The organism is Pseudorhizobium halotolerans (assembly GCF_902153235.2).
Taxonomy (GTDB): domain Bacteria; phylum Pseudomonadota; class Alphaproteobacteria; order Rhizobiales; family Rhizobiaceae; genus Neorhizobium; species Neorhizobium flavum.
On the sequence record NZ_CABFWE030000005.1, the window covers coordinates 614,912 to 640,886 of the forward strand.

29 protein-coding genes and 1 tRNA gene are annotated in these 25,975 nt (G+C 61.5%); 17 read left to right on the top strand and 13 right to left on the bottom strand.

Features of this window, described 5'->3' with window-relative positions; all coding sequences use genetic code 11:
* Positions 1-7: 7 nt before the first annotated feature.
* From trpD to FN060_RS07960, 4 genes are all read right to left on the bottom strand, one after another.
* Entirely contained in the window at positions 8-1,024 is a 1,017-nt protein-coding gene (gene trpD / locus FN060_RS07945; protein ID WP_142587593.1) for an anthranilate phosphoribosyltransferase, read from the bottom strand.
* Between the two features lie 15 nt (positions 1,025-1,039).
* Positions 1,040-2,929 (bottom strand): peptidylprolyl isomerase, encoded by a 1,890-nt coding sequence (locus FN060_RS07950; RefSeq protein WP_142587594.1) that lies wholly within the window; start codon positions 2,927-2,929, stop codon positions 1,040-1,042.
* 135 nt (positions 2,930-3,064) lie between these two features.
* Positions 3,065-3,946 carry a DUF72 domain-containing protein gene (locus FN060_RS07955; RefSeq protein WP_142587595.1) on the bottom strand — a complete coding sequence of 294 codons (882 nt, stop codon included), beginning with the start codon at positions 3,944-3,946 and terminating at the stop codon, positions 3,065-3,067.
* Positions 3,947-4,025: 79 nt separating this feature from the next.
* Entirely contained in the window at positions 4,026-4,373 is a 348-nt protein-coding gene (locus FN060_RS07960; protein WP_077545986.1) for a DMT family protein, read from the bottom strand.
* 215 nt (positions 4,374-4,588) lie between these two features.
* Here FN060_RS07960 and FN060_RS07965 point away from each other — a divergent pair, with 215 nt between their 5' ends.
* The 6 genes from FN060_RS07965 (at position 4,589) to FN060_RS07990 (ending at position 10,897) form a co-directional block, all read left to right on the top strand.
* Positions 4,589-5,830, top strand: coding sequence for a CynX/NimT family MFS transporter (locus FN060_RS07965; RefSeq protein ID WP_244665721.1), 1,242 nt, complete (start codon positions 4,589-4,591; stop codon positions 5,828-5,830).
* Between the two features lie 166 nt (positions 5,831-5,996).
* The gene (osmF, locus tag FN060_RS07970; RefSeq protein ID WP_142587596.1) at positions 5,997-6,908 is read left to right on the top strand and encodes a glycine betaine ABC transporter substrate-binding protein OsmF; all 912 of its coding nucleotides are present in this window, start codon (positions 5,997-5,999) and stop codon (positions 6,906-6,908) included.
* Between the two features lie 64 nt (positions 6,909-6,972).
* Positions 6,973-8,133: an ABC transporter permease gene (locus tag FN060_RS07975; protein ID WP_244665722.1), complete on the top strand. Its 1,161-nt coding sequence runs from the start codon at positions 6,973-6,975 to the stop codon at positions 8,131-8,133.
* A complete protein-coding gene (locus FN060_RS07980) occupies positions 8,133-9,071 on the top strand; it encodes an ABC transporter ATP-binding protein (protein WP_142587598.1) in 939 nt (312 codons plus the stop codon). Before FN060_RS07975 ends, FN060_RS07980 begins: the two co-directional genes overlap by 1 nt.
* On the top strand, positions 9,068-9,802 hold the full coding sequence (locus FN060_RS07985) for an ABC transporter permease (protein WP_142587599.1): 735 nt from the start codon (positions 9,068-9,070) through the stop codon (positions 9,800-9,802). Before FN060_RS07980 ends, FN060_RS07985 begins: the two co-directional genes overlap by 4 nt.
* Positions 9,803-9,847: 45 nt before the next feature.
* Positions 9,848-10,897, top strand: a complete 1,050-nt coding sequence (locus FN060_RS07990) for an AI-2E family transporter (RefSeq protein ID WP_142587600.1) — start codon at positions 9,848-9,850, stop codon at positions 10,895-10,897.
* 48 nt (positions 10,898-10,945) lie between these two features.
* Here the strand turns inward: FN060_RS07990 and FN060_RS07995 are convergent.
* Together FN060_RS07995 and FN060_RS08000 are read right to left on the bottom strand one after the other, a co-directional pair.
* A tRNA-Ser gene (locus tag FN060_RS07995) sits at positions 10,946-11,035 on the bottom strand.
* A 117-nt stretch (positions 11,036-11,152) separates the two neighbouring features.
* Complete coding sequence (locus FN060_RS08000; RefSeq protein WP_142587601.1) at positions 11,153-11,872, bottom strand: Crp/Fnr family transcriptional regulator; 720 nt, start codon at positions 11,870-11,872, stop codon at positions 11,153-11,155.
* A 115-nt stretch (positions 11,873-11,987) separates the two neighbouring features.
* Here FN060_RS08000 and FN060_RS08005 point away from each other — a divergent pair, with 115 nt between their 5' ends.
* The 8 genes from FN060_RS08005 to FN060_RS08040 all read left to right on the top strand — a co-directional run bounded on the left by FN060_RS08005 (position 11,988) and on the right by FN060_RS08040 (position 19,741).
* Positions 11,988-12,227: a DUF6894 family protein gene (locus FN060_RS08005; protein WP_142587602.1), complete on the top strand. Its 240-nt coding sequence runs from the start codon at positions 11,988-11,990 to the stop codon at positions 12,225-12,227.
* A 242-nt stretch (positions 12,228-12,469) separates the two neighbouring features.
* The gene (locus FN060_RS08010; protein WP_142587603.1) at positions 12,470-13,441 is read left to right on the top strand and encodes a septal ring lytic transglycosylase RlpA family protein; all 972 of its coding nucleotides are present in this window, start codon (positions 12,470-12,472) and stop codon (positions 13,439-13,441) included.
* Positions 13,442-13,506: 65 nt separating this feature from the next.
* Positions 13,507-14,670 (top strand): D-alanyl-D-alanine carboxypeptidase family protein, encoded by a 1,164-nt coding sequence (locus FN060_RS08015; RefSeq protein WP_142587604.1) that lies wholly within the window; start codon positions 13,507-13,509, stop codon positions 14,668-14,670.
* A gap of 104 nt (positions 14,671-14,774) precedes the next feature.
* The gene (gene tmk / locus FN060_RS08020; protein ID WP_142587605.1) at positions 14,775-15,449 is read left to right on the top strand and encodes a dTMP kinase; all 675 of its coding nucleotides are present in this window, start codon (positions 14,775-14,777) and stop codon (positions 15,447-15,449) included.
* Positions 15,449-16,471: a DNA polymerase III subunit delta' gene (locus tag FN060_RS08025; RefSeq protein WP_142587606.1), complete on the top strand. Its 1,023-nt coding sequence runs from the start codon at positions 15,449-15,451 to the stop codon at positions 16,469-16,471. The genes tmk and FN060_RS08025 overlap by 1 nt, the downstream gene beginning before the upstream one ends.
* 89 nt (positions 16,472-16,560) lie before the next feature.
* Positions 16,561-18,117, top strand: a complete 1,557-nt coding sequence (gene metG / locus FN060_RS08030) for a methionine--tRNA ligase (RefSeq protein ID WP_142587607.1) — start codon at positions 16,561-16,563, stop codon at positions 18,115-18,117.
* A gap of 14 nt (positions 18,118-18,131) precedes the next feature.
* A complete protein-coding gene (locus tag FN060_RS08035) occupies positions 18,132-18,914 on the top strand; it encodes a TatD family hydrolase (protein WP_142587608.1) in 783 nt (260 codons plus the stop codon).
* Positions 18,915-18,919: 5 nt separating this feature from the next.
* Positions 18,920-19,741 (top strand): MBL fold metallo-hydrolase, encoded by an 822-nt coding sequence (locus FN060_RS08040; protein ID WP_142587609.1) that lies wholly within the window; start codon positions 18,920-18,922, stop codon positions 19,739-19,741.
* A 149-nt stretch (positions 19,742-19,890) separates the two neighbouring features.
* Here FN060_RS08040 and FN060_RS08045 read toward each other — a convergent pair whose 3' ends face one another.
* Positions 19,891-20,490: a regulatory protein RecX gene (locus FN060_RS08045; RefSeq protein WP_142587610.1), complete on the bottom strand. Its 600-nt coding sequence runs from the start codon at positions 20,488-20,490 to the stop codon at positions 19,891-19,893.
* A gap of 211 nt (positions 20,491-20,701) precedes the next feature.
* On the opposite strand from FN060_RS08045, the gene FN060_RS08050 reads away from it, so the two are divergent.
* On the top strand, positions 20,702-20,962 hold the full coding sequence (locus FN060_RS08050) for a DUF4864 domain-containing protein (RefSeq protein WP_142587611.1): 261 nt from the start codon (positions 20,702-20,704) through the stop codon (positions 20,960-20,962).
* A gap of 15 nt (positions 20,963-20,977) precedes the next feature.
* Here the strand turns inward: FN060_RS08050 and tgt are convergent, their stop codons facing one another.
* The 6 genes from tgt to coaD all read right to left on the bottom strand — a co-directional run bounded on the left by tgt (position 20,978) and on the right by coaD (position 25,382).
* A complete protein-coding gene (gene tgt / locus FN060_RS08055) occupies positions 20,978-22,108 on the bottom strand; it encodes a tRNA guanosine(34) transglycosylase Tgt (protein WP_142587612.1) in 1,131 nt (376 codons plus the stop codon).
* Positions 22,105-23,190 (bottom strand): tRNA preQ1(34) S-adenosylmethionine ribosyltransferase-isomerase QueA, encoded by a 1,086-nt coding sequence (gene queA / locus FN060_RS08060; protein WP_142587613.1) that lies wholly within the window; start codon positions 23,188-23,190, stop codon positions 22,105-22,107. The genes tgt and queA overlap by 4 nt, the downstream gene beginning before the upstream one ends.
* A 6-nt stretch (positions 23,191-23,196) precedes the next feature.
* Positions 23,197-23,646, bottom strand: a complete 450-nt coding sequence (locus tag FN060_RS08065) for a DMT family transporter (RefSeq protein WP_142587614.1) — start codon at positions 23,644-23,646, stop codon at positions 23,197-23,199.
* Between the two features lie 91 nt (positions 23,647-23,737).
* Positions 23,738-24,253 carry a peptidylprolyl isomerase gene (locus FN060_RS08070; protein ID WP_142587615.1) on the bottom strand — a complete coding sequence of 172 codons (516 nt, stop codon included), beginning with the start codon at positions 24,251-24,253 and terminating at the stop codon, positions 23,738-23,740.
* A gap of 47 nt (positions 24,254-24,300) precedes the next feature.
* Complete coding sequence (locus FN060_RS08075) at positions 24,301-24,867, bottom strand: peptidylprolyl isomerase (protein WP_142587616.1); 567 nt, start codon at positions 24,865-24,867, stop codon at positions 24,301-24,303.
* A gap of 20 nt (positions 24,868-24,887) precedes the next feature.
* A complete protein-coding gene (gene coaD / locus FN060_RS08080; RefSeq protein WP_142587617.1) occupies positions 24,888-25,382 on the bottom strand; it encodes a pantetheine-phosphate adenylyltransferase in 495 nt (164 codons plus the stop codon).
* Between the two features lie 225 nt (positions 25,383-25,607).
* On the opposite strand from coaD, the gene FN060_RS08085 reads away from it, so the two are divergent.
* Together FN060_RS08085 and FN060_RS23360 are read left to right on the top strand one after the other, a co-directional pair.
* The gene (locus FN060_RS08085; RefSeq protein WP_142587618.1) at positions 25,608-25,787 is read left to right on the top strand and encodes a hypothetical protein; all 180 of its coding nucleotides are present in this window, start codon (positions 25,608-25,610) and stop codon (positions 25,785-25,787) included.
* A 23-nt stretch (positions 25,788-25,810) separates the two neighbouring features.
* Complete coding sequence (locus tag FN060_RS23360) at positions 25,811-25,945, top strand: hypothetical protein (protein ID WP_280514321.1); 135 nt, start codon at positions 25,811-25,813, stop codon at positions 25,943-25,945.
* Positions 25,946-25,975: the final 30 nt, after the last annotated feature.

A 25,975-nucleotide genomic window follows, 5' to 3' on the forward strand; every position in this document is an offset into this window, starting at 1 on the left:
CTAGGTCTCAATCTTCATCATTTGACACGGCCACGAGCCGGTCGAGCGCGGCAGCGGCTTCTCCGCTGTCCAGGGCGCGGGTAGCCAGTTGCATGCCTTCTGGGATGTCTGCGGCCTTGCCTGCAACGACAAGCGCGGCGGCTGCATTGCAGAGCGAAATGTCGCGATAGGCGTTCTTCGTTCCGCCAAGCACGGCGCGAAGTGCAGCCGCGTTGGCGTGGCCATCGCCGCCCTTCAACTCATCGAGGCTGGTGCGCCGGACACCGAAATCCTCCGGCGTTAGATCGAACGTTCGGATCTCTCCGGCCTCCAGGGCAACCACATTGGTGGTTCCGGTGGTCGTGATCTCGTCCATGCCATCGCCATAGACGACCCAGACGCGCTCGGAACCCAGATCGCGCAGAACCTCGGCAATGGGCATCAGCCAGCGGGGAGAGAAGACGCCGAGCAACTGCCGACGGGCTCCGGCCGGGTTCGACAAGGGCCCGAGGATGTTGAAGATCGTCCGGGTGCCGAGCTCGACCCGGCTTGGACCGACATGGCGCATGGCCGAGTGATGCATGGAGGCGAACATGAAGCCGATGCCCGCTTCCGCAATGCACCTGCCGATCCGGTCCGGCCCGATCTCGAGGTTGACGCCAAGCGCGGACAGGGCGTCGGCTGCTCCCGATTTCGAGCTCAAGGCGCGGTTGCCATGCTTGGCCACCGGCACGTCGCAGCCGGCGACGATGAGCGAAGCAAGCGTAGAGATGTTGTAGGTGCCTGTACCGTCACCACCGGTCCCGACGATATCCACCGCATCGGCCGGCGCAGTGACGGGTAGCATCTTTGAGCGCATCGTTGCCACGGCGCCCGCGATCTCGTCGACGGTCTCACCACGGACCCGCAATGCCATGAGGAAGCCACCGATCTGGGAAGGCGTGGCTTCGCCGGACATGAGGACCTCGAAAGCCTCGCGGGCTTCCGCCCGGGTCAAGCTTTCGCCATTAGCGACCTTCGCCAGCAGGGGCTTCAGTTCAGGCATACGTTACCCCCTCCGTCAGCGGATCATGCCGGTTACCTGATCGGCAACAGCCTGATTGATCGAGACGCCGTATTCATTCTGCAGGCGGTTGACCATCTGGTCCAGCATGTCGTCACCGGCAGCGTCGGCGATCTGTCGAAGCGGCTCATCCTGCGCAAGGGCATCCGCCGGAACCTGATCCGTCGAGGTGACCCGGATCAGAAGGCGGCTTTCTCCGTCTGCAGCCGTTGCCGTTGTCACCAGATCGACTGGGCCGGCGAAGACGGCGCTGGTCGCTTCAGGCCCGAAGATCGCATCGTCGCCATTCCGGCGCAGGCCCTGCTTGGTCTCCACCGCGACCCCAAGGTCCTCGGCGATCGCAGCAAGGGTCTCGTCGTTCTCGATCCGCTCCTTCAGTTCGGTCGCGCGAGCGCCGAGAGCTTCCCGCTGCTGTTCGGCGGTCCAATCCGCGACAACCTTCTCACGTACCTCGTCTAGCGTACGATCCCGTTCGGGCAGAACTTCCTCGACCTCGAACCAGACATAGCCGTCATTGCCCAGCGACACCGGGAGAGGCTGGCTACCCGGCTCGGTCCGGAAGACGTCGGCCAGAAGCGTTTCGGCTGCCGGCAGGGTGGCGATCTTCTCGTCCTCCTGGTTGTTGCCGGACGCGTCGGCGGTCACGGTTACGGCCTCGAGCTTCAGCTCCTTCGCCGCTTCAGGCAGGGTCGCGCCCGACGCCCGGACATCCTCAAAACGATCGTGGGTGTTGAGGATTTCCTGAGAGGCGGCGGAAAGCGCCAGCTGTTTCCGGACCTCTTCCTTCACCTCGTCGAACGACTTCGTCGCTTCCGGCGTGATGTCGGTCACGCGGAGGATCACCGGTCCGAAGGCGCCTTCGACAACGGGCGTGGTGCCGCCTTCCTGGGACACGGCAAAGGCGGCGTCCGCGAGCCTCTGGTCGGGCATGGTCTCGCGGCTGAACTGCCCGAGCAGCACGTCCGACGCCGTCTTGCCTTGATCAGCCACGAGTTGGTCGAAGGTGGCGCTTCCATCAGCGAGCTGTGCCGCGGCCGCATCCGCCATTTCCTTGTCCGCATAGGTCAGCTGTTCGATGGTGCGGGTGCCGCGGGTGGTGAAGCTTTCCTTCTTCCGCTCGTACTCGGCGCGAGCCTCCTCGTCGGTAACGGATGCGGGATCGGCGATGTCTTCCGGCCGAAGCGTCACATAGGTAAAGCGGCGGTATTCGGGAGCCCGATAACGAGCCTTTACTCCTTCGAACCACGCAGCGAGCACATCATCCGCCGGCGCCTTGATGGGCTCGATATTCGCGTTCGACAGGAGGACGTACTCCACGGTCCGGACCTCGTCGCGATACTGCCGCAGTGCGTCCAGCATGACCTGAGGAGGCTTAAATCCGTCGGAAACCGCCTCGACGATCTGGCTGCGGACCGCAACTTTGCTGCGCTCCGTTATGTAGTCGTCTTCACGAAGACCTGCATTACGCAGCCGCGAGGTGAACAGATTGCGGTCGAACTGGCCGTTCGCTCCCTGAAAGGCAGGGTCCTCGGCAATCAACATCGCCAGCCGGTCCTGCGACAGGCCAAGGTTCATGTCGTCCGCGAGCTGGTCTAGGGCTGCGCCTGCCGCCAGTTGCGAATAGACCTGCTGGTCGATGCCGAAGGCACGCGCCTGATCTGCCGTCAACTGCATGCCGAACTGGCGCCCGAGTGCGGATACCTGTCGCTGGTAGGCGAGAGCGAATTCCTGCGCCGACACTTCCTGTTCGCCCACGGTGAGCACTGTGTTTGCGTCCGTGGTGACGAGTGACGTTGAAACGCCCCAGACAGCGAAGGATGCGACCAGGAGCAGGAGGAGCGCCTTGGCAACCCAGGATCGGGACGCGTTTCTGAGGGAATTGAGCATTGCCTACGGTACCTTGCGAATTTGTCGAGGCCGCGCGAAGCGCGGCATGTCGATTGTCTCTAGAACAATCCGCGAAGGAAATGAAGGCATTTGCGGCAAGGGTGGCGCAGGAGGAACCGGCCACCCTCGGACGGGCTAACGCTGCCTCTCAAGCCGCCTGATCAGATCGGTTGCATCTGCCGGCGCGCGCACTTTTGCGTCATTGTCGAAATAGACATAGACATCACGCCCGCGGGGAAGGTCCGCCGCGGCAGGGAGGACGCGCTCCGCCTCCTCGGGATCTCGCCCCGATGCCCAGGCACGGATCAGCGCGGCCCATCGGTCGAGCGCCGGCGCATCATAGCCGCTGACATAGAGCTCCTCGGATCCGTGGAGACGGCAGTAGACAAAGTCGGCGGTCAAGTCCATGAGAAGGGGCCATTCGACGGTGTCGGCGACCACAAGACCTGCTCCATGACGTCGCAAGAGCGCAATGAACTCCTCGCAGCGGAAACTCTCGTGGCGGATCTCGAAGGCGTGCCGCAGGGGCCGGTTCAGGTCGGCCTCAGCGAAAGCCCTGCCTTCCAGTCGTCCGTCGTGGCGCCGCGCGAGCCGGGCGGCGTCTTCGGTGTTCTTTGGGAGCATCGCCAGGAATTCCTCGAAACGCGACTTGTCGAAGGACATGCGCGGCGGAAATTGCCACAGCAGGGGACCCAGCTTGTGACGAAGCTTCAGCAGGCCGGACGCGAAGAAGTTTGCCAGCGGAAGCTCGATGCCGCGCAGCCGCTTCATGTGGGTGATGTAGCGAGAGCCCTTGACGGCAAAGACGAAATCCTCCGGTGTCGCGTCGTACCACTTGGCGAAGGACTCAGGCCGCTGCAATCCGTAGAAGGTCCCGTTGATCTCGATCGTTGGGAATTTCCCGGCCGCATAGCTCAGTTCACGCTTCTGCGGCAGGTCCTCCGGATAAAAGACGCCGCGCCACGGCTTGTAGGTCCAGCCTGATATACCGATCCTTATCGCGCCACGCGCCGCCATGGGCTGCGGTGCCTCCTGCCTTGCTGGCCGCCACACGCGACCCGGCAGGTGAAACTGCTGCCCCGTATTCCGGTTCCGCTCACTTGGCGAAGATGAAGAAGGCGCCGAGCGCAATAAACGCAAAGCCGAGGCCCTGCTTCCAGTGGAAGGACTCCCCGAGGTAGAAGATCGAGAAGAGTACGAAGACAGACAGGGTGATGATTTCCTGGATCGTCTTCAGCTGCGCCGCGTTGAAATAGCCATGCCCGATCCGGTTTGCCGGAACCTGGAAGCAGTACTCAAGCAACGCAATTCCCCAGCTCGCTAGGATGACGACATAAAGCGGTGACGTCTTGAACTTGAGGTGGCCATACCAGGCGAAGGTCATGAAAAGGTTGGACAGGAGAAGGAGGCCGATGGTGGCGGCGGGAATTGCGTAGTTTGGCATGGTGAGTGTCCGGTGAGATGCCCGCTACCGCAAGCATGCCGACGAGGCAAAAACAAGAGGCTTGCGTTCTCCATCCGCTGCGTACCGCGCGGCAGACAAGCGGCATTGCCGGCCAAGGCGCCAACTGGTACCAGCCGGATGATGTATCCGGCCGCTTGCGAATACTCCGCCGACCGATCGAAATCACAATCCAGACTGAACTGAAGGACCAGCAATTGCCTAATCGTTCAAAGCAAGGGCCTGGGCAGGCCGTTGCCAGCCGCAAGCCGTCACCGGCCACCCGCTTTCTTCTCGGTGCAAGCCTCGTCCTGATCGCCTTCAACCTGAGGCCGGTGTTTTCGAGCGTTTCCGCACTCCTTCCGGAGATCCGCTCGGGGCTCGGGATGGGAGACATGGGAGCCGGTTTCCTCACGACCTTGCCTGTCGTCTGCCTCGGCGCCTTCTCGCCATTGGCACCGCGCCTGGCGCAGAGGATCGGGTCCGAGCGAACCCTGCTCCTCGTCGTGATCCTGCTGACTGTCGGCACGGCGATCCGTGGCATTCCCTCCCTCCCGCTACTGTTCATCGGAACTGCCGTTGCGGGCGCGTCCATCGCTGTCGCCAACGTTCTGCTGCCGGGGCTGGTCAAACGCGACTTTCCGGACCGCATGGCGCTTCTGACCGGTCTCTACACAATGGCACTTTGCGGTGGTGCGGCCGCGGCCGCGGGGCTGACGCTCCCGGTCGAGCACGCGCTCGGCAACTGGCTGGGCGGTGCCCTGGCCATCTGGGCGCTGCCTGCGGCGATCGCCGCGCTCGTCTGGTTGCCGCAGGTCGTGCGGGCTGGACGTCACGACAGGCGTGTCAGCAAGCGGGTCGTCGGTCTTTGGCGGGATCGGCTTGCCTGGCAGGTAACGCTCTACATGGGGCTCCAGTCCGCACTGGCCTATTGCGTCTTCGGGTGGCTGGTCCCGATCTTGCGCGAAAGGGGACTGGACGGGATCGCGGCCGGTGGCATTGTTTCGGTCTCGGTCATGGTGCAGGCCGCAGCATGCTTGGTCGTGCCCCACATCGCGGTGCGGGGAAAAGACCAGCGGGTCGTCAACGCCGCGCTCTGCGTCATTTCGGTTGGCGCGCTACTCGGCCTGCTGTTCGCGCCCTTGTCGACGGTCTGGCTCTGGGCCGTGCTGCAGGGTATAGGGCAGGGTGGACTGATTGCCGCCGCCATGACCAATATTGTACTGCGCTCTCCCGATCCGCTGATTGCGTCCCATCTCTCGGGCATGGCCCAATGTGTCGGATATCTGCTCGCATCAATCGGTCCACTTATCGTCGGCTTCATTCGCGGTTGGACAGGCAGCTTCGCGGCGACGTCCGTGCTCTTTGTCGCGCTCGGCCTGGGCGCCGCAGTGAACGGCTGGCTCGCAGGCCGCGCGAAATATGTCAACGTAAGGGTGGAGGAGACGGCTGCTTCGTAAGAAGCGCGAAATCAATGCGGCCTTCAAGAGGACTTTCCGCCTTCACTGCAAAATTGATGACGAGATACTCGCCACGGCGCGCGAGGGCCCCATATCTATTTTTCGGCGAGGCATGACGGGGTACTTGAGAACCCGTCATGATGATTTCAGGACGGAGGGTTATTTGATGCATTCGATTATCAGGACGGCCGGACTCGCACTTGCGCTGGCCTTGGGAACTGGAAGCGCCTTTGCGCAGGTCGTCGTGTCATCCAAGATCGACACCGAAGGAGGCGTTCTCGGAAACATCATCCTTAAGGTGCTGGACACCAATGGTATCCCAACCACCGATCGGATTCAGTTGGGGGCGACACCTGTCGTGCGCTCCGCGATAACTGCTGGGGAGATAGACATCTACCCGGAATATACCGGCAACGCCGCATTCTTCTTCGAAAAGGCGGAAGATCCGGCCTGGAAGAATGCGGAACAGGCTTATACCCTCGCAAAGCAGCTTGATTACGATGCCAACAAGATTGTCTGGTTGACGCCGTCGCCCGCGAACAACACCTGGGCAATCGCCGTACGCAAGGATCTCGCGGAAGAAAACAACCTCAAGACCTTGTCCGACTTCGGTGCCTATGTCGCCGGTGGGGGAGAGGTCAAGCTCGCCGCTTCGTCGGAATTCGTGAACTCCGCCGCAGCCTTGCCGGCTTTCCAGTCCACCTACGGATTCACATTGCAGCCGGAGCAACTGATCACGCTCTCGGGCGGTGACACCGCAGCGACGATCGCCGCAGCGGCCAACCAGACCAATGGCGCCAATGCGGCGATGGTCTACGGGACCGACGGGGGTATCGCGCCATCCGGTCTCGTGGTTCTGGATGACGACAAGGGTGTGCAGCCCGTCTATCAGCCCGCTCCGATTGTGCGTGAGTCGGTGCTGAAGGAACATCCGGAGATCGAGGCCCTACTTCAGCCGGTCTTCGAGAAGCTCGACCTCGTCACGCTTCAGGATCTGAACGGACGGGTGCAGGTGGGCGGTGAGCCGGCCAAGGCTGTCGCCGAGGACTTCCTGATGAGCAACGGCTTGCTGAAATAGTTGTCTGCCCGTCGCAGCGATGCCAACATGCGGCCATGACCGGGCGAGCCGACAGGACTGGCGAGTGACCACACGGATCGACAAGCTCGGGATCGCGATCGCGTTACTCGTCGCCCTGGGCGTCGCTTCCCCATTCGCGACAGTCAGGGCGAACAGGATCGTGCAGGGCGAGGCGGTCGGCCTTTTCTCTGCTTTGCCCGCATGGGCAGCCGGGGCGATTCTCGCCCTGGCCACTCTCGCCGCGCTATCCGGCCTCCTGGTCACCCGGACGTCGATGCGCCTGCTTATGGCCGTCATGGGAATTGCCGCAGTCGTCCTCGGCATCGGCCTTGCGGGGCAGTTCCTGGCGCCGGACGGCAACAGCTATGCCCGCATTTCCCCTGCCTCGGGGTTCTGGATCCTGTTTCTCGCGCTCGCTCTCCTGGCGATCGATGCCATAGCGCGCTCAAGGCCGCGTCCAGTGGTGCGGCTTCTCTACCTCGTCGCGACCGCGGCAACGCTGATGCTCGTCCTGTTGTCCGGTGTCTGGAATGATCTCTCGATCATGAAGGAATACGCCGCTCGTGCCGACGTCTTCTGGACCGAAATGACGCGGCATCTTCTGCTGGCGCTGGGCTCCCTTGCTGCCGCGACCGTCGTGGGGCTTCCGGTGGGTGTTTTCTGCGAGAGAACGCCTGCCGTCAGGTCCGCCATGCTCAACACGCTGAACTTGATCCAGACCATCCCTTCCATTGCGCTTTTCGGCATTCTCATCGGTCCACTGGGCTGGATTGCAGCCAATGTTCCTGGAGCGTCGGCGGTCGGCATTCGCGGCATCGGTGCGGCTCCGGCATTCGTAGCACTCTTCCTTTATTCGCTCCTTCCGGTGGTGGCCAATACGGTAGCGGGACTGGATGGAGTACCGAGGGCTACGCGGGAGGCGGCGAGGGGCCTCGGGATGACGTCGGCCCAGCGGCTCTTCCGGATAGAATTCCCGCTGGCTCTGCCGGTGATCCTGACTGCTGTCAGGATCGTCCTCGTCCAGAATATCGGACTTGCGACAGTGGCTGCCTTGATCGGAGGAGGAGGTCTCGGAACCTTCGTCTTCCAGGGGCTGGGGCAGACGGCTACGGATCTCGTTCTGCTGGGAGCCCTGCCGACCGTGTTGCTCGCCTTTGCCTCGGCGGTGGTATTTGATGCGCTGAGCGAGATGACCGCGTCACGCACACAGGGAGGAAGGGCCTGATGATCGAAATAGAGTCCGTCACAAAGCTCTATGACGGAAGGCCGGTGGTGGACGACGTCTCCATGGTGGTGGCGCCGCATACCATATCGGTGATCGTCGGCACGTCCGGGTCGGGAAAGACCACACTGTTGCGGATGATCAACCGGCTGGTGGAGCGGGATGCAGGTTCGATCCGGATCGACGGCGAGGACAACCGGTCGATCCCCGGCCACGAACTCCGCCGCCGCATCGGCTATGCCATCCAGGGGCATGGGCTCTTCCCGCACCGGACCGTCTTCGAGAACATCGCGACGGTGCCTAGGTTGCTTGGGTGGGAGACCGCACGGATCGACGCAAAGGCGAGGGAACTCCTGTCGCTCTTTCAGCTTGACCCCGAGATCTTCGGGCCTCGCTACCCGCACCAGCTTTCAGGCGGCGAGCAGCAGCGCGTCGGCGTTGCGCGGGCACTTGCCGCCGAGCCAAACATATTGCTCATGGACGAGCCCTTCGGTGCGCTCGACCCGATTATCCGGGCGAAGGCTCAGGACGATCTGCTGACCATCCAACAGCATTTCTCCACCACCATCATCCTGGTCACCCACGACATGGAGGAAGCCTTTCGGCTCGCTGACAAGATTGCGGTGATGGATGGTGGCCGGCTTCTTCAGTACGGACGCCCGAACGAACTTGTGCGGCGGCCGGCCACGCCATTTGTCGAGGCGCTGATTGGTACGGCAGAGCGTCCCTATCGCCTGCTGGCGCTCGGCACGCTCGAGGAGGCGGTTGAGGCGGGAGAGGCCGACGGCCCTGCCATGCCGATACGGACAAGCCAGAAGGATGCACTCGCAGAACTTCTATGGTCGCGCCGGGAGGCCCTGCCGGTGGTGGCGGGTGACGGCAGCCCGGCGGGTCGAGTCACCCTGGAAGCGCTCCTGAGGCGAGCGGGCGGTACAGGATGAAGAAATGGCTGCCACGCACTCTCCGTCTTGTCCTGTTCGGATTGCTGGTTGCGTTTCTTTTGGCGCCGCAGAGCTTCGAACCTCTTCTCAAGCCGCTCGTGCAGCGAAACGCGCCGGCCATCTACAATCAGGGCAGCCTGTTGCTGCTAACCACCCAACACCTTCTGACGGTTGCGATCGCGATCACTGCGGCTGCGATTGTCGCGATCGGTCTGGCGATCCTGGTGAGTCGGCCAGTGGGACGCGAATTCCTTCCATTGTCGCGAAGCCTGGTCAACATCGGCCAGACATTTCCCCCCGTCGCCGTCCTCGCTCTCGCCGTACCGATCTTCGGGTTCGGCGAGAAGCCGACCTTGATCGCGCTCTTCCTCTATGGCCTGCTGCCGATCTTCGAGAATACTCTGACCGGGCTGACGACACTGCCTCAGCCGGTCATGGAAGCGGCCCGCGGTACGGGAATGACCGATTGGCAGCGTCTGCTGAGGGTCGAACTGCCGCTCGCCTTGCCGATCATTCTCGCCGGTATCCGCTTGTCCGTCGTCATCAGCCTTGCGACGGCCACGATAGGATCGACCGTGGCGGCCAAGACCCTGGGGGAAGTGATTATCGCCGGGCTTCAGTCCAACAACCTCGCCTTCGTGGTGCAGGGTGGGTTGCTCGTCGGGGCATTGGCGGTGCTGATATATGACGCATTGGCCGCACTGGAGCGCCGAGCGGCGGTACGGCTTTAGCGAGCCGCCAGCGTCCGTGGCTTCTCATCGAAGAAAGGTACCGTGATGTCCGTCCAGCGCTTTAGTTTCTACGTCCTGCTGGTCCTGGTGACGATCGCATTCGTCGCGGTTATGCTGCCGTTCTATTCTGCCATCTTCTGGGCGGTCGTGCTGGCGATCATCTTCTTTCCCGTGCATGCCAGGCTGGAGGCCCGGGTGGGTGAGCGCCGGAACCTGGCGGCAGTGCTGTCCGTCACCATCTGCGTCTGCCTCGTCATTGTACCGGGGATGGTGATCCTGAGTTCGCTGGTGCGGGAAGGAAACAACCTCTATCAGCAGATAGACACGGGCCAGATCGATATCCGGCGCATGCTTCAGCAGCTACAGAACTCCCTTCCGGAGTTCGTGCGACAGCCGATCGAAAGCCTTGAACTGACGGGTTTTGATGAGATCAGAGACCGAATTACGTCGGTCTTCATGGAGGGTGGCCGATTCTTCGCCGGCAGAGCCCTGAGCATAGGTCAGAATACCCTGCAGTTCTTCATTGTCTTCGGCGTGATGCTCTATCTGCTCTTCTTCCTGTTTCGTGATGGGCGGTGGCTGATCGGAGTGCTTCGGCGGTCATCACCGCTCAGTGAGAGCCACACTCAGCGATTTGCAGCCAAGTTTGCCTCTGTGGTTCGAGCCACCGTTCGCGGCAACCTGATCATCGCGCTCATACAGGGTGCGATCGGAGGCCTGACTTTCTGGGCGCTCGGCATCTACGCGGCGCTCCTGTGGGGCGTGCTGATGGCCTTTCTATCGCTCCTTCCGGCCGTTGGTGCGGCGGTCGTCTGGGTGCCCACGGCCATCTACCTTGCCCTGACGGGTGCGTGGTTGAAGGCCGCCATCCTCGTCTTCGTCGGCGTCCTGGTTATCGGGCTGGTCGACAATCTGCTGCGCCCGCCGCTGGTCGGGAAGGAAACGCGGCTTCCCGACTACGTTGTGCTGATCTCGACCATCGGCGGCCTGTCGCTGTTCGGGGTCAACGGCTTCATCATCGGTCCGCTCGTTGCCGCTCTCTTTATCTCCGCCTGGAGCATATTCACGGAAGAGAAGGGACTAAGTGAGCACTGACAAAAAATAGCGGGATCGCAAGCCATTTGCGGTCATTCGGCGTGCTAGTGGCGGAAGAGGTGGGATTCGAACCCACGGTACGGTTTCCCGCACGCCGGTTTTCAAGACCGGTTCCTTAAACCACTCGGACACTCTTCCTGAGCCGATGCTGATCCATGTGGTGCAAGGGCTTTAGCTCCTGGCTTCGGTAGCGTCAACATGCGAGTCTGGCGACTGCGGGGCCCGGGCAGGCGATGTGCTCGCTCCGCTTGCCATCTAACGCGGTTCGATCCACAGGTTGAGGTAGGTGGGGTCGAATTCGGCCAGGCTGCGTAGACGGTCCCAGTCGAGAATGGTGATCGTCTGGTTGATCCATGTGACCAGATTTTCGCGTCGCATGGCCTGGATCACCCGGTTCATGTGGACGAGAGACAGGCCCATCACGTCCGCCATTTCGGCCTGGCTGAGGGGCAAGTGGAAGCTTAGCCCTTCGACGCGACCGGTTACCTGTAGGCGCACATAGAGTTCGCACATGATGTGGGCCAGATGGGAGGCCTTCGAACGCCGGCCCATGGCGACGATCCAGGATCGATGGATTGCCCCGTGGATCAGGGTATCGAGCCACATCAGCCGCGTCAGGTGAGGCGAATTTTCCGTAAGCGACTTGAGTTCACCGTGCTCGGCCAGAAGAACGCGGCATGGTGAAAGCGCGACAATCCCATGGTCCATCGTCTTCATCAGGAAGGCGTGAAGATCGACGAAATCGCCGGCGACGTGGAGCGCCGTGATCTGGCGGCTCCCTCCTTCGGTGATCTTGTAGCGGGCGGCAAATCCCTCGCAGAGCAATGTACTGACCGCCGGCCGCGCACCCTCGGCGACGATGTCGTCGCCCTTTCCAAAGCTCCGCTCCTTCGAGAGTGTGGCGCGGAGAAGAACTCGCTCCGCTCCCGAAAGAACGTCCCGGTGTTCGAGGTTCTGGAATAGCGCTTCGATCATCTAGCCTGTCTTCTTGGTGGCGACACGTTGGGTTTCGTTGTGGAGGAGAACACCGATGGTTGGAACAAAGTTGCCTAAGAAGTTTTCGGCGGACATACGCCAGAAGAGACAGCACATGCCCCGATACTTCTTCGACCTTGCCAATGGCGATGGCCTGACCCGTGATGATATGGGAGTGACCCTCCCAATGCGGCAGGATCTCCTATTGAAGGAGGTGAGCCGCATCCTGACGGACGTTGCTCGCGAGGAACTGCCCGGCGTCTCCAGTGGCGGCATTCGCGTTTCTGTGCGTGACGAGAGGGGTGAAACGATTCTCGTCGGTTCGCTGGATTTCCAGACGCGCTGGAATACTTAGTCGTTGCGATTTAACCTCTCGCTAACCATGCGCGGCGAAACGTCGATTTGCCCACAGAAATCATTCGCATTTTCGCCACTTTAAAAACATTGGTTGTCACCATTGTTCGGTCGGAACGGCTCCTTCTTGGGGCACTGACCAATGACGGGTGCAGGGGCGCCCGGTGACGGCAGGGGCATTGAGAGTTGAAATCTGGCGGCGGCAGACTTTCCCATTCGGCGAAATGGCTCGGGGTGGCATTGATGTGTTTCGGCGTGGCATCGTGTTCCACGACGCAACCCAAAGGCCAGAAGCCGCGGAGCAAGGAATATTTTTCCGAGCAGGAATATGGCGTAAAGGCGAGCCCGCGCGTGGTTACCGAAGGCAAGCCCGTCCCCAAGGGGGGAGGACGCTTCATGGTCGGCAAGCCCTACGAGGTCAAGGGCAAGACCTACGTCCCCAAGGAGGATCACTCCTACAACAAGACCGGTTTGGCTTCATGGTACGGCTCGGCCTTCCACGGCCGGCTTACGGCCAACGGCGAGGTCTACGACAAGGAACATCTGTCGGCGGCTCACCCCACGTTTCCTCTGCCTAGCTATGCGCGGGTGACGAACACTGAAACCGGTGCGTCCGTCATCGTTCGCGTCAATGATCGCGGCCCGTTCCATCCCGGACGCATCATCGATGTCTCCGCCAAGACCGCGGAACTCCTCGACATGAAACGGGCGGGAACCGCGAAGGTGAACGTCCAGTATGTCGGGCGTGCACGAATGGACGGACACGACATGCCGTATCTGATGGCCTCCTATATCGGCAAGGGAGACCGTCTGCCTGCGGTCCAGCCGGAAGGCCAGATCGCCAGTGGCGTCATGGTTGCTTCCAATGCCCCGTTTGGCCAGGAACTGCAGAGCTATGGCGGCGCGGTGCCTGTGCCGGTCGCCTTCGGCGGACCCACGCCGAGCGGACCACGGGCGCCGTCTGCCCAGGCGTTCGACACCCTCGCCACGCAGGATACGTTCGCAACTCTGCCCGAGATGGGGCCGCTGCCTGCCGAGCGTCCCGGTTATGGGGTCGCGGGGCTCTCAAGCGGCCTGCGATCGGCCTATGTCGTAGAACCGGTGAGCGAGGTGGAGCTCGTCTTCGATGCGATAATGGTCCGCAATGACGGCCTTACCGAAAGCTCCATCCTTTCGTACGCCGCTCGGCGACAAGGCAAAAAAGCGTCGCAGTAAGACGAGCGCAATTGCCCCGACCGTGCCATGTTGATACGCGTATGCCGATCATACGCGGAGCAGTCATGAGATTTCTGGTATTGGTGCTGCTTGCCCTGGTGCAGGCAATGATCGGCATGGATGCGGCTGTTGCACAGCAGGCGGATGCCGGCTTCGTCACCAAGGCCAGGCAAGCCTATCTCGTCGAGGCTAAGACAGGCACGGTCCTGCTGGCGGTCAACGAGAACCAGGCCTTCCCGCCTGCTTCGCTCGCCAAGTTGATGACAATGGAGGTTGTCTTCAGCGCTTTGAAGCGGGGGGAAATTTCCGCAGCCACCAGCTTTCCCGTTACGGAATACGCATGGAGAAATGGTGGTGCACCGTCCGGTACAACGACGATGTTTGCCGCGTTGAACTCGACGGTTCCTGTGGCCGACCTGATCAGGGGCGTCGTGATCCAGAATGCGAACGACGCCTGCATCGTCCTGGCCGAGGGGATCAGTGGCTCCGAGGCAGAGTTTGCGGCCCGTATGACCGCGCGGGCCAAGGACCTGGGTCTCAGTCGTTCGACATTCGCAAACCCGACAGGGCTCCCTCCAGCGGAGAGTTTCACGACGGTGCGAGACCTTGTGGAACTGGCACGTCATCTTCACCGGGAATATCCAGATCAATATGCGCTCTATTCGCAGCCGGAGTTCGAGTGGAACGGGATCTTTCAGCGGAACAAGAACCCCCTGCTGTCGCTCAACATCGGTGTCGATGGGCTGGGCGCGGGATACGCCAAGGATGCTGGCTACGCTCTGGTGGCATCCGTCGAACGTCGCGGCACCAGGCTTTTTCTGGCCATGGGTGGATTGGCGAGCGAGAAGGAGCGGCTGGAAGAGGCTCGTCGGGTGCTTGAATGGGGGCTGTCTTCATTCGAGACGAAGCTGCTGTTCTCTCCGGGCGAGGTGGTCGGCCAGGTGAGCGTCTACGGAGGCGAGACCCGCTATCTCGATCTGGTGGCCCGCGAGCCGGTAGATATTTACCTGCCGACGGAAACGCCGCCGAGGTTGAGCGGCAGGATCGTCTATCAGTGGCCGCTGAGGGCGCCGATCGCCGAGGGACAGGCGGTTGGTATGCTGAAGATTTCCGCTGATGAGCGGCTGGTTCGTGAGGTCGAGCTTGTGGCTGCCCATCCGGTCGGCTCCGGAACGCTGCTCTCCAAGGCGACCGATGCACTGCTCGAACTCATGTTCTTCTGGTTGTAGCGCCAGAGAGGTTTTATCTTAGCAACAGATGCGATAGGCATGGCTGATGGCCTGGAGCGTGGCCGAGGGCCGCCGTGGCCCGGAAGCGTGAAGAGTTGTTGCGGTTGGCAAAAAGACCAGGACTGTTTGTAACGTTCGAAGGCGGCGAAGGGGCAGGGAAGTCCACCCAGATTCGCCGGCTTGCGGAATCGCTCCGGCGGCAAGGCCTCGACGTCCTGGTGACGAGGGAGCCGGGAGGGTCTCCCGGCGCGGAGGCGGTACGGCACGTACTGCTTTCGGGAGCCGCAGAGGAGTTCGGCGTCCGCATGGAGGCGATCCTCTTCGCCGCGGCCCGCAGCGACCATGTCGAGGAGGTCATTCGTCCGGCACTGGAAAGCGGTGCCGTCGTCCTGTGCGACCGGTTCATGGACTCATCCAGAGTTTACCAAGGGGTCACCGGGAACCTTGAAACGGAATACCTGGAAGCCCTGCAGAGGATCGCTGTCAACGGCGTCTACCCCGACTGCACCGTGATTCTAGACCTGCCTGCTGAAAAGGGACTTGCAAGGGCGCGCGCAAGGGGAGGGGCTACTGCGCCCGATCGTTTCGAAAGAGAGGAACTCCAGACCCATGAGAAGCGTCGCGAGGCTTTTCTCGAGATCGCTTCCGCCGATCCGGGGAGGTGTCACGTCGTAAACGCGGACCAGCCCGAGGATGCCATCGCAGCCGAAGTTCTGTCCATTGTCGAACCGCTGGCGGCGCGGCAGGATAAGGTAACGGCCAGCGCGGAAAACGTCTGATGGGTGAGGACGCTCACATCCTTGACGGCGCGATCCCGCCAGCACGAAATCCGAACCTGTTCGGTCATCAGGCTGCAGAAGAATTCCTGGCACGCAGCTACCGCACGGGCAAAGCCCACCATGCGATCCTCATCGAGGGCCCGGAGGGGATTGGCAAGGCGACGCTTGCCTTCCGTTTTGCGGCCCACGTTCTTGCTCACCCCGACCCGGAGACGGCACCGGACCAGCTTGCAATCCCCGATCCAGAGTCCGCGATCGGCCGTCAGATTGCCTCCGGCGCTTCTCACAATCTCCTGCATCTGACCCGGCCGGTTGATGAGAAGTCGGGAAAGCAGAAGACCGCGATCACGATCGACGAAGTCCGGCGGGCGGGGCATTTCTTCTCCCAGACATCCGGGACAGGAAATTGGCGTATCGTCATCATCGATCCCGCCGACGATCTTAATCGCAACGCTGCCAATGCCATCCTGAAGATCCTGGAGGAGCCACCGAAGCGGGCGATGTTCCTCGTCCTGTCGCATGCCCCGGGTAAGCTGCTGCCGACCATACGCTCCCGTTGCTTGCCGCTACGCCTCTCACCGCTCGGCGAACAGGATCTTCTGCGCGCGCTCGAAGCGCTGGGCGTTTCGATCGATGGCCGGACAAGGGAGACCGTGCTCGCCATGTCGAAAGGGAGCGTCTCGCAGGTGCTCAAGCTTCTGAACTACGGCGGCGCCGACATCGTCAGCGCATTCAATCAGATGCTGGCGGAGGAGGGGCCGGCCGCAAGACGAGCGATGCATCGTTTGTCCGACGTGCTCTCGGCGAAGGATGCGGACGTCGCGCTCGGCTTCTTTCTGGAGCATCTTGGCGACCATCTTTCCGACCGGGCGCGCCAGGCCGCCTTCGCGGGAGATCTCGCCGCTGCGGCACGCATGGCGGATCTGGCCAGCGAGGTGGGGGAGAAGGTCACCGTCTCGCAGGCCTACAACCTCGACCGGAAGCAGACGCTTCTATCGATCCTCGAAGCCGCCCATCGCTAATCCATAGGCAGGCACGGCGAAGTATGGGTTTCGCTGCTGCGAAACATAGGCTAATAGCCAAACCCACCCTCCCATGCTCGAGTGCGATAATGCCGGACAAGCTTCCCTATTACATCACCACCGCGATTTCTTACCCCAATGGCAAGCCTCATATCGGCCATGCCTATGAACTGATCGCGACGGATGCCATGGCGCGCTTCCAGCGCCTCGACGGCAGGGACGTCTTCTTCCTGACCGGCACGGACGAACACGGCCAGAAGATGCAGCAGACTGCGCGCGCCGAAGGGATCGATCCGTCCGAACTTGCGGAGAGGAATTCCAACGAATTCCGTGAGATGGGGCGGCTTCTTAACGCGTCGAATGATGATTTTATCCGGACGACTGAGCCTCGCCATCACGAGGCCTGCCGCGAGATCTGGAACCGGATGGCCGATAATGGCGACATCTACAAGGACAGCTACGCCGGCTGGTATTCCGTCCGCGACGAAGCCTTCTACCAGGAGGGCGAGACCGAGGTGCGGGACGATGGTGTACGCTACGGCCCGCAGGGCACACCGGTCGAATGGGTGGAGGAGGAGAGCTACTTCTTCAAGCTCTCGGCTTACGAAGAGAAGCTGCTGAAGCACTACTCCGACAATTCTGATTTCATCGGTCCTGCGGAGCGGCGGAATGAAGTCATCTCATTCGTCAAGTCCGGCCTGAAGGACCTCTCGATCTCGCGCACCACCTTCGACTGGGGCATCAAGGTGCCGAACGATCCGGCGCATGTGATGTATGTCTGGGTCGATGCGCTGACGAACTATGTGACCGCAACCGGCTTCCTGACGGATAAGAATGGCCCGCGCGCCAAATACTGGCCGGCGGACGCCCATATCATCGGCAAGGACATCATCCGCTTCCATGCTGTCTACTGGCCGGCTTTCCTGATGTCGGCGGGTCTGCCATTGCCCAAGCGGGTCTTCGCGCATGGGTTCCTGCTCAACAAGGGCGAGAAGATGTCGAAGTCCCTCGGCAACGTCGTCGATCCGGTCAATCTCGTGAACCACTTCGGGCTCGATCAGGTGCGCTACTTCTTCCTGCGCGAAGTCTCCTTCGGTCAGGACGGCAGCTACAGCGAGGAAGCCATTGGGACCCGGATCAATGCCGATCTTGCCAACGGTATCGGCAATCTCGCCAGCCGGTCGCTCTCGATGATCGTCAAGAACTGCGACGGCAAGATCCCACAGCCTGGCGAATTCACCGAGGAGGATCGGGCCATCCTGGCGTCGGCCGATTCACTTCTGGGAACGTGCCGAGAGGAGATGGACAAGCAACTGATCCACCGGGCGGTTGCTGCCGTGATAGGTCTCGTTTCCGAGACTGATCGCTATTTCGCCGGACAGGCACCATGGGCGCTGAAGAAGACGGATCCCGAACGCATGGCGACGGTGCTTTACGTCACGGCCGAGACAGTTCGGCAGATCGCCATCCTGCTTCAGCCCTACATGCCGGATGCCAGCGCGAAGCTTCTGGACCTTGTAGCCGCGCCTGCCGACAAACGTGATTTCAGCTCGCTCGGCGAGGCGGGACGGCTTGTTCCGGGCACCGTGCTCGAGGCGCCGACGCCGGTCTTCCCGCGTTACGTCGCACCGGAGACAGGTGCCTGAGTTCGAGGCAAGAAATGCTCATCGATACACACTGCCATCTCGACTTTGCCGATTTTGATGAGGAGCGCGACGAACTGGTTGCGCGCGCCCACGGCGTCGGCGTGGGACAGATGGTGACGATCTCGACGCATGTGCGGAAACTGGATCGCCTGCTGGCGTTGACCGCCCGGTATCCCTCCGTCTTCTGCTCGGTCGGCACCCATCCGAATAATGCCGGCGACGAACTGGACATCACGGCGGACGACCTTGTTCGGTTGGCAGAGAGTCACGAGAAGATCGTCGCGATCGGCGAGGCCGGCCTCGATTATTTCTACGACACGCAGAAGCCGGAAGACCAGCAGACCGGGTTTCGCCGCCACATCGAGGCGTCCCGCAGGACGCAGTTGCCGCTGGTCATCCATAGCCGCAGCGCAGACGATGACATGGCGGCGATCCTGCGGGAGGAAAGCGGGAAGGGGGCCTTCCCCTTCATCCTCCATTGTTTCTCGTCCGGAGCGGATCTTGCCCGCACCGGTGTCGAGTTGGGCGGCTACATTTCCTTCTCCGGAATCCTGACTTTTCCGAAGTCGGAAGAACTCCGTGAAATAGCGAAAAAGGTTCCGCACGAGCGGCTGCTGGTCGAGACGGATGCTCCATATCTTGCACCGAAGCGGTGGCGCGGGAAACGCAACGAGCCTGCCTATGTGGTCAATACGGCGGAGGTTCTGGCGGAGACGCTCGGCCTTTCGTTCGACGAAGTGGCGCGGATGACAACCGACAACGCGTTCCGGATCTTTGCCAAGATGCCGAGGCTCTGAGGAGCATGCGGTACAGGCGCAGATATACCATCCTCGGATGTGCGTCCTCTCCCGGAGTGCCGCGCATCAACGGCGATTGGGGCGCCTGCGACCCGAACAATCCGCGCAATCGACGAACGCGTGCCGCTTTCCTCGTAGAGCAGTTCTCACCGGACGGCGGCGCAACCACCATCGTCGTCGATACGGGGCCAGATTTTCGCGAACAGATGATCGCCGCCCGGGTCCAGCATATCGATGCAGTTCTCTATACCCACGCCCATGCGGATCATCTCCACGGGATCGATGACCTGCGGGGCTACTTCCATACCCAGAGGAAGCGCATTCCCATCTACGCGGATAGCTCAACGATGGAGCGGATTCGCATGGGCTTCGGTTATTGCCTCGAAACACCGGCTGGTGGAAACTATCCGCCGATCGTCGAGCCCAGACTGATCCAGTCGCTCGCCGATCCGCTGGTCATTGACGGTGCGGGTGGTCCGATCGAGATTCTGGCGCACCGTCAGGTGCATGGCGAGATACATTCGCTCGGCTTCCGGTTCGACAATGTCGGATATTGCAGCGACGTCAGTGATTTTCCGCCGGAGAGCGTCGGCCGTCTGGAGGGGCTCGATGTCCTCATACTCGATGCTCTGCAGTATCATCATCATCCGAGCCATCTTTCGCTCGATCAGGCGCTGGAGTGGATCGCTCGGTTGATGCCGCGCCAGGTTTACCTGACGCACATGCACACGCCCATGGACTACGATGCTGTTAACAACGCAACGCCGGACCATGTGCAGCCGGCGCACGACGGACTGAGCTTCGAGTACGAGTTCGAGGTCAGTTAGCGGTGGTGCACGCGCGACCGTGTTGGAATCTGATAGAAAGGCTCACGGAGTTTGTATAAGTCTCTGGAATCGCAGCCTGATCTATAAGTTCCATAATCCATCTTATGTGATTTTTGGATTTTATGAAAGCCCGCACGGCTTGGCACGCCTCACCAGTGTGAATCCGCCATCACCTCTTCTGCTTCCTCCCTCTCCATGCTGGTGATCCGCCGGACGATGTCCAGGCTGAAGCCTCTTCGCGCCAGCGACGCCAGTTCCCGTGCGAGACGTTTCTCGTCCGCGGGCGCGGTCCGGAATGGACCGAACCCGCGCTTGCGGGCGTATGCAGTCGCGGCACGGAGATCATCCGCGTCCAGCAAGACTTCGGTCACGGTGTCGTTGCTCACACCCTTGCGTCGAAGCGTATCGGCTATCTGTCGTCTGGATTTTCCGCCCCGGACCCCGGCGCGAACCCTGGAGGCCGAATAGGCCTGGTCATCCAGTCCGCCCACCTGCCGCCCGCAGTCAATTGCCCTTGCCGCCAATGCCTGTAGCTGGAGCTCGGTGATGCCCTCGAACTTCTGCTTCGCCTTTCTGCGAACGGCAGAACCCAGTTCCTGCTCCGTCATCATGCGGCGGGACAGCCGATAGAGCGCGGAGTTTCGTGCCCAGGCGAGCATTCGTGCCGTCGGCACGTCAGCATCTGTCTCGCTGTCTTCGAGCGATGGGCGCTTCTCCGGGTTTGACGGTGTTGTGACCTTTTCAGACATGCCGTTTGATGTAAGCTGTCGATGAGCATTTGTCGAAGGGATAGCCGATGCTCTTGCGCTTCGTATCGATCGCCCTGGCACTGGCAATTCTCTCCGGCGGGCCATTGCGTGCCGAAGATCCCGTGGTCGACGCACAGGAGGTCGTCTCTCGCCAGATCATCGCATTCTCGCGCGTGACGCGACGGGAGCTTTTGCGGAGGCCGGTCCGAACATGCGCAACAGCATATCGGACGAGAGCCGTTTCCTTGCCATGATCCTCCAACGCTACCCGCCGCTTGAGGCCGTCCGCAACTACGCGTTCGGGCGCTCGAAGCTGGTCGGCGGAGGTGAGTTCATACTGCAGGAGGTGATGCTGGCCGACCGGGACGGCAGTGACTGGACGGCGATCTTCGAGATCAGGCTGCTGGACAGCGGCGTCTACAAGGTCAACGGCATCCGCCTTCGCCCCAATCGCGCCAACCGAGGCATCTGACGCAGTCGTGGACGCTCAAATGGGGTCCAGATCACCCCTCGCCCACATCGCCTGCGTCTCCGCGTAGAACTCGGCGAAACGTCCTTCAGCAATTGCGAGGCGAATCCCCTTCATCAGGTCCTGGTAGTAGGAAAGGTTATTCCAGGACAGGAGCATTCCTCCGAGCGCTTCGTCCGAACGAACCAGGTGATGCAGGTAGGCGCGGGAATAGTCGCGCGCTGCAGGGCAGCTCGACTCCTCGTCGAGCGGACGCATGTCTTCAGCATGTCGGGCGTTGCGGATGTTTATGCGGCCGCGTCGCGTGAAGGCAAGGCCATGGCGTCCGGAGCGAGTCGGCATCACGCAATCGAACATGTCGATGCCGCGGGCGACGGATTTCAGGATGTCGTCGGGTGTGCCTACCCCCATGAGGTAGCGTGGCTTGGTCGTCGGAAGGACCGGCAGTGTCTCTTCCAGCATCTTCAGCATCACGTCCTGCGGCTCTCCGACGGCAAGGCCGCCGATCGCATAGCCCTTCAGATCGAGCTGCTTCAGCCCCTCGGCTGACCGTATTCGCAGATCCGGCTGGTCACCACCCTGGACGATGCCGAACATAGCCTTGCCGGCTTGCTCGCCGAAGGCGACGCGGCATCGTTCCGCCCAGCGAAGGGAAAGCTCCATCGCCCGCTCGATCTCTCTCGACTCTGCGGGGAGCGCGACGCATTCGTCCAGTTGCATCTGGATGTCGGAACCGAGGAGCCCCTGTATCTCGATCGACCGCTCTGGCGACATGTGGTGCAACGAGCCGTCCACGTGGCTCTTGAAGGTGACGCCCTGCTCGTCCAGCTTCCGCAGGCCGGACAGTGACATGACCTGGAAGCCGCCGCTGTCGGTGAGGATCGGGTGCTCCCAGCGGATAAGCTTGTGCAGTCCTCCGAGCCGCCCGACGCGTTCAGCTCCCGGCCGCAGCATCAGATGATAGGTATTGCCGAGGATGATGTCCGCACCCGTCTCCCGTACCTGGTCAAGATACATCGCCTTGACTGTGCCGACCGTGCCGACGGGCATAAAGGCCGGCGTGCGGATCGCGCCCCGTGGCATGCTGACTTCGCCAAGCCGCGCACCGCCGTCAGTAGCCTTGAGGGTGAACTGAAATGTTTCTGTCATTCTGGGTCCCGGAACAGGAGGGTGGCATCGCCATAGGAATAGAAGCGATAGCCGGTACGGATGGCGTGCTCGTAGGCGCCTCGCATTGTTTCGAGGCCGCTGAAGGCCGAGACGAGCATGAAGAGCGTCGATTTCGGCAGATGGAAATTCGTCATCAGGATATCGACGGCCCTGAACCTGTAACCCGGTGTGATGAAGATGTCGGTCGAGCCGCTCCAGGGATTGATGGTTCCATCCTCTGCAGTCGCACTCTCCAGCAGGCGCAGGGATGTGGTTCCAACGGAAACGATCCTCCCGCCCCGCTTCCTGACCGCGTTCAGTCGCTCGGCGGTGTCGGAGCTGACATGTCCAATCTCGGCATGCATTCGGTGCTCGCTCGTGTCATCTGCCTTCACCGGAAGGAAAGTTCCCGCACCGACGTGCAGCGTCACGAAATGCCGCTCGATCCCCGCCTCGTCGAGCGCCGCGAATAGCTCTGGTGTGAAATGCAGACCGGCCGTCGGGGCGGCAACCGCACCCTGCTCGCGCGCATAGATGGTCTGATAGTCTTCTCTGTCGCGTTCATCCTCGGGCCGCTTGTCCGCGATGTAAGGCGGCAGAGGAATGTGTCCCACCGTCATGATCGCCTCGTCGAGCGCAGGGCCCGAAAGGTCGAAGAGAAGCGTGATCTCACCCCCCTCTCCCTTTGCCTCGACGGTAGCATTCAGCGTGCCGAGAAGGCAGGCATCGCCGCTATGTCCGAAGAGGATCCGGTCACCGACCTTGATGCGCTTGCCGGGTCTTGCAAAAGCCTTCCAACGTTCAGGACCTGCCCGCATATGCAGTGTCGCGGACACCGGCAATTCACTTCCGCCTTCGCGTACACGCTGCCCTTCCAGTTGCGCGGGAATGACGCGGGTGTCGTTGAAGACCAGCGCATCGCCTTCTCGCAGGAGGGATGGGAGATCACGAACCGCCCGGTCGGAGAGGAAAGATGTACCCCCGGGGCGGACAACGAGCATGCGAGCGGCGTCGCGCGGGCTAGCTGGGCGCAAGGCGATGTTTTCGTCAGGCAGGTCGAAGTCGAAGAGGTCTACGCGCATGAGAGGTCAGAACATCCGGATCATCACGACGCCGGCGCAGAGCAGCAGAGCCCCCACTACCCGTCCGGCCGTCAGTTCGCGCACGGCTACACCCATGAAGCCGATGCGGTCAATGAGAAGACCGGCCGTGAGTTGGCCTGCGACGGAAAACGCCATGACGGCGGCTGCGCCGATCCGGGGCGTCAGCAGGATGGCAGCCGTGACATAAACGCTTCCGAGGCAGCCACCCGCGAAGTACAGCCAGGGAGCTGGCGCGCGCCAATCCGGCGCAACGCCCTGAAGGCGGGAGAAGACGACGACCACTACCGCAAGCGCAATCGCACCGGCGGCGAAGGATATCATGGCGGCCGCCACCGGCATCCCGAGCGCGCGGCCGAGTTGCGTGTTGATCGGAGCCTGGATCGCGATGCATGCGCCGGCAACGACGCCGAGGATGCTCCAAAGAAAGCCAGTCATCGAAATACCTTCATCGCCTCGCTGAGCCATTGTCACAAACGGAAAACGCCCCGGTCTTCCCGGGGCGCAGGGATCATCCGTGCCTGGATGATCAGGCGGCCGCGTCGGCAGCAACCCGCAGCGTGACGATCGAGTCGGGATCCTGGACCGGCTCACCCTTCTTGATCTGGTCGATATGCTCCATGCCTTCGATGACCTGACCCCATACGGTGTACTGCTTGTTGAGCCAGGGAGCCTCCGTGAAGCAGATGAAGAACTGCGAGTTGGCGGAGTTCGGATTCTGCGAACGGGCCATTGAGCAGGTGCCCCGGACATGCGGAACGGCCGAGAACTCGGCCTTCAGGTCCGGCTTGTCGGAACCGCCCATGCCGGCCCGCGACGGGTTGAAGCTCGCGCCGCCCTTCTTGCCGTACTGCACGTCGCCTGTCTGCGCCATGAAGTCGGCGATCACGCGGTGGAAGACGACACCGTCATAGGCGTTCTCACGGGCGAGCTCCTTGATCCGGGCGACGTGGCCGGGTGCAAGATCAGGCATCAGCGAGATCACGACCCTGCCCTTCGTGGTTTCCATGATGAGCGTGTTTTCCGGATCCTTGATCTCGGCCATGTCCTTCTCCTTCATTCTTCGTTTCGACGCCGGTGAGCGCCCTTCGTTTATCGTCCGACGGTGACCTTCACCATCCGGTCGGGGTCGGAAACCTCGCCGTTACCGCCCTCGCCCCGCTTGATCTTGTCGACATTCTCCATGCCCGAGACGACCTTGCCCACGACCGTATACTGGCCGTTGAGGAACGATCCCTCGTCGAACATGATGAAGAACTGCGAATTGGCAGAATCGGGATCCTGCGACCGTGCCATGCCGACGGTACCGCGTTCGAATGGAAGCTGCGAGAACTCGGCGGGAAGATCGGGCAGCTGCGATCCACCAGTGCCGGCCCGCGCAGGATTGAAACCATCCTCCATGTCGCCGAACTCGACATCACCGGTCTGGGCCATGAAACCCTCAATCACGCGATGAAAAGCGACATTGTCGTACTCGCCCTTCGCCGCGAGCTCCTTCAGGCGCTCGACGTGGTTGGGTGCCGCGTCCGGCATCAGTTCGACGACCACCGGGCCGTCCTTGAGTTCGATCGTCAGATAATCGTCCTCTGCGGCGAATGCCGGCAAGACAACCGAGGTAAATGCGAGAGCACCGGCAAAGGCGAGACGAAGCAGTTTCATGTCTTCTCCAAGAACGAGAGTCAGCGGTTCAGCTTGTTTTTCATGGCAGCAAGCACCGGAGCCGGAACGAAGGCACCGACGTCACCGCCCATCGCGGCGATCTGACGTACCAATGTGGCCGTAATGGGCCGCGAGGCAACGCCAGCGGGCAGAAATACCGTTTGCACGTCGGGCGCCATCTGCCGGTTCATGCCAGCCATCTGCATTTCATAGTCCAGATCGGTCCCGTCCCTCAGTCCGCGAATAAGCAGGCTTGCGCCATGGGCACGCGCGGCATCCACCACGAGGTTGTCGAACGAAATGACATCGATCTCGCCAGCTGCCGATGGCAATGCCTCGGCAAGTGATGCTCGGATTAGCTGGGCTCGCTCCTCGAAAGTGAAAAGCGGAGTCTTCCCTGGATGGATACCGATCGCAACGACCACCTTTTCGGCGACGTTCAACGCCTGGAGCAGCACATCGAGGTGTCCGTTCGTCATCGGATCGAATGATCCGGGATAAAATGCGGTCGCCATCAAGCCTCTCACGGGTTTTATCGCCTTTTGTCACGGAAGGTCCGGCGCTGCAAGCCGCGAAGATGAACGCCAGATGAATGCGCCATTCAAGCCCGTTTCATTGACGGTATGCATTCTTGCCAGCAGTGGGCGGGAGACCGAACCGAGAAGCGACCCCATGCTTCTCCATGCAATTGGAACCAGTTCGCCGGAAGAGCGTTCTGGCCAACAAGAAGGACAACTGAGATGATCGAGAGAAGGAAGCCGATCATGCTGGACAAGATTTCCATGATCAACATGGTATGGACAGCAATGATTGCGGCAATGCTCACGGCCACGGTGAGCCTTTACCAGGATCGTTCGGAATGGAGCGACCTAAACTATCCGCAGATGACGGGACGTTATCACGATATCTCGTTCTACTGACGGCCCGAAGCAAGAGGCAGGTTATGTTCGTGACCCTTTCGGTATTGGCAAGTCTGATCAGCGTCATGTTCGTAGCGTCGATCGCGTCGACGATTTCCGAACTGCGCCGTGAACGCGAGGAAATGAAGGTCTTTGCGGCCCGCCGGGTCACCTTCTAGTCATTGAGATCGAGTTTAACTGATTTCACG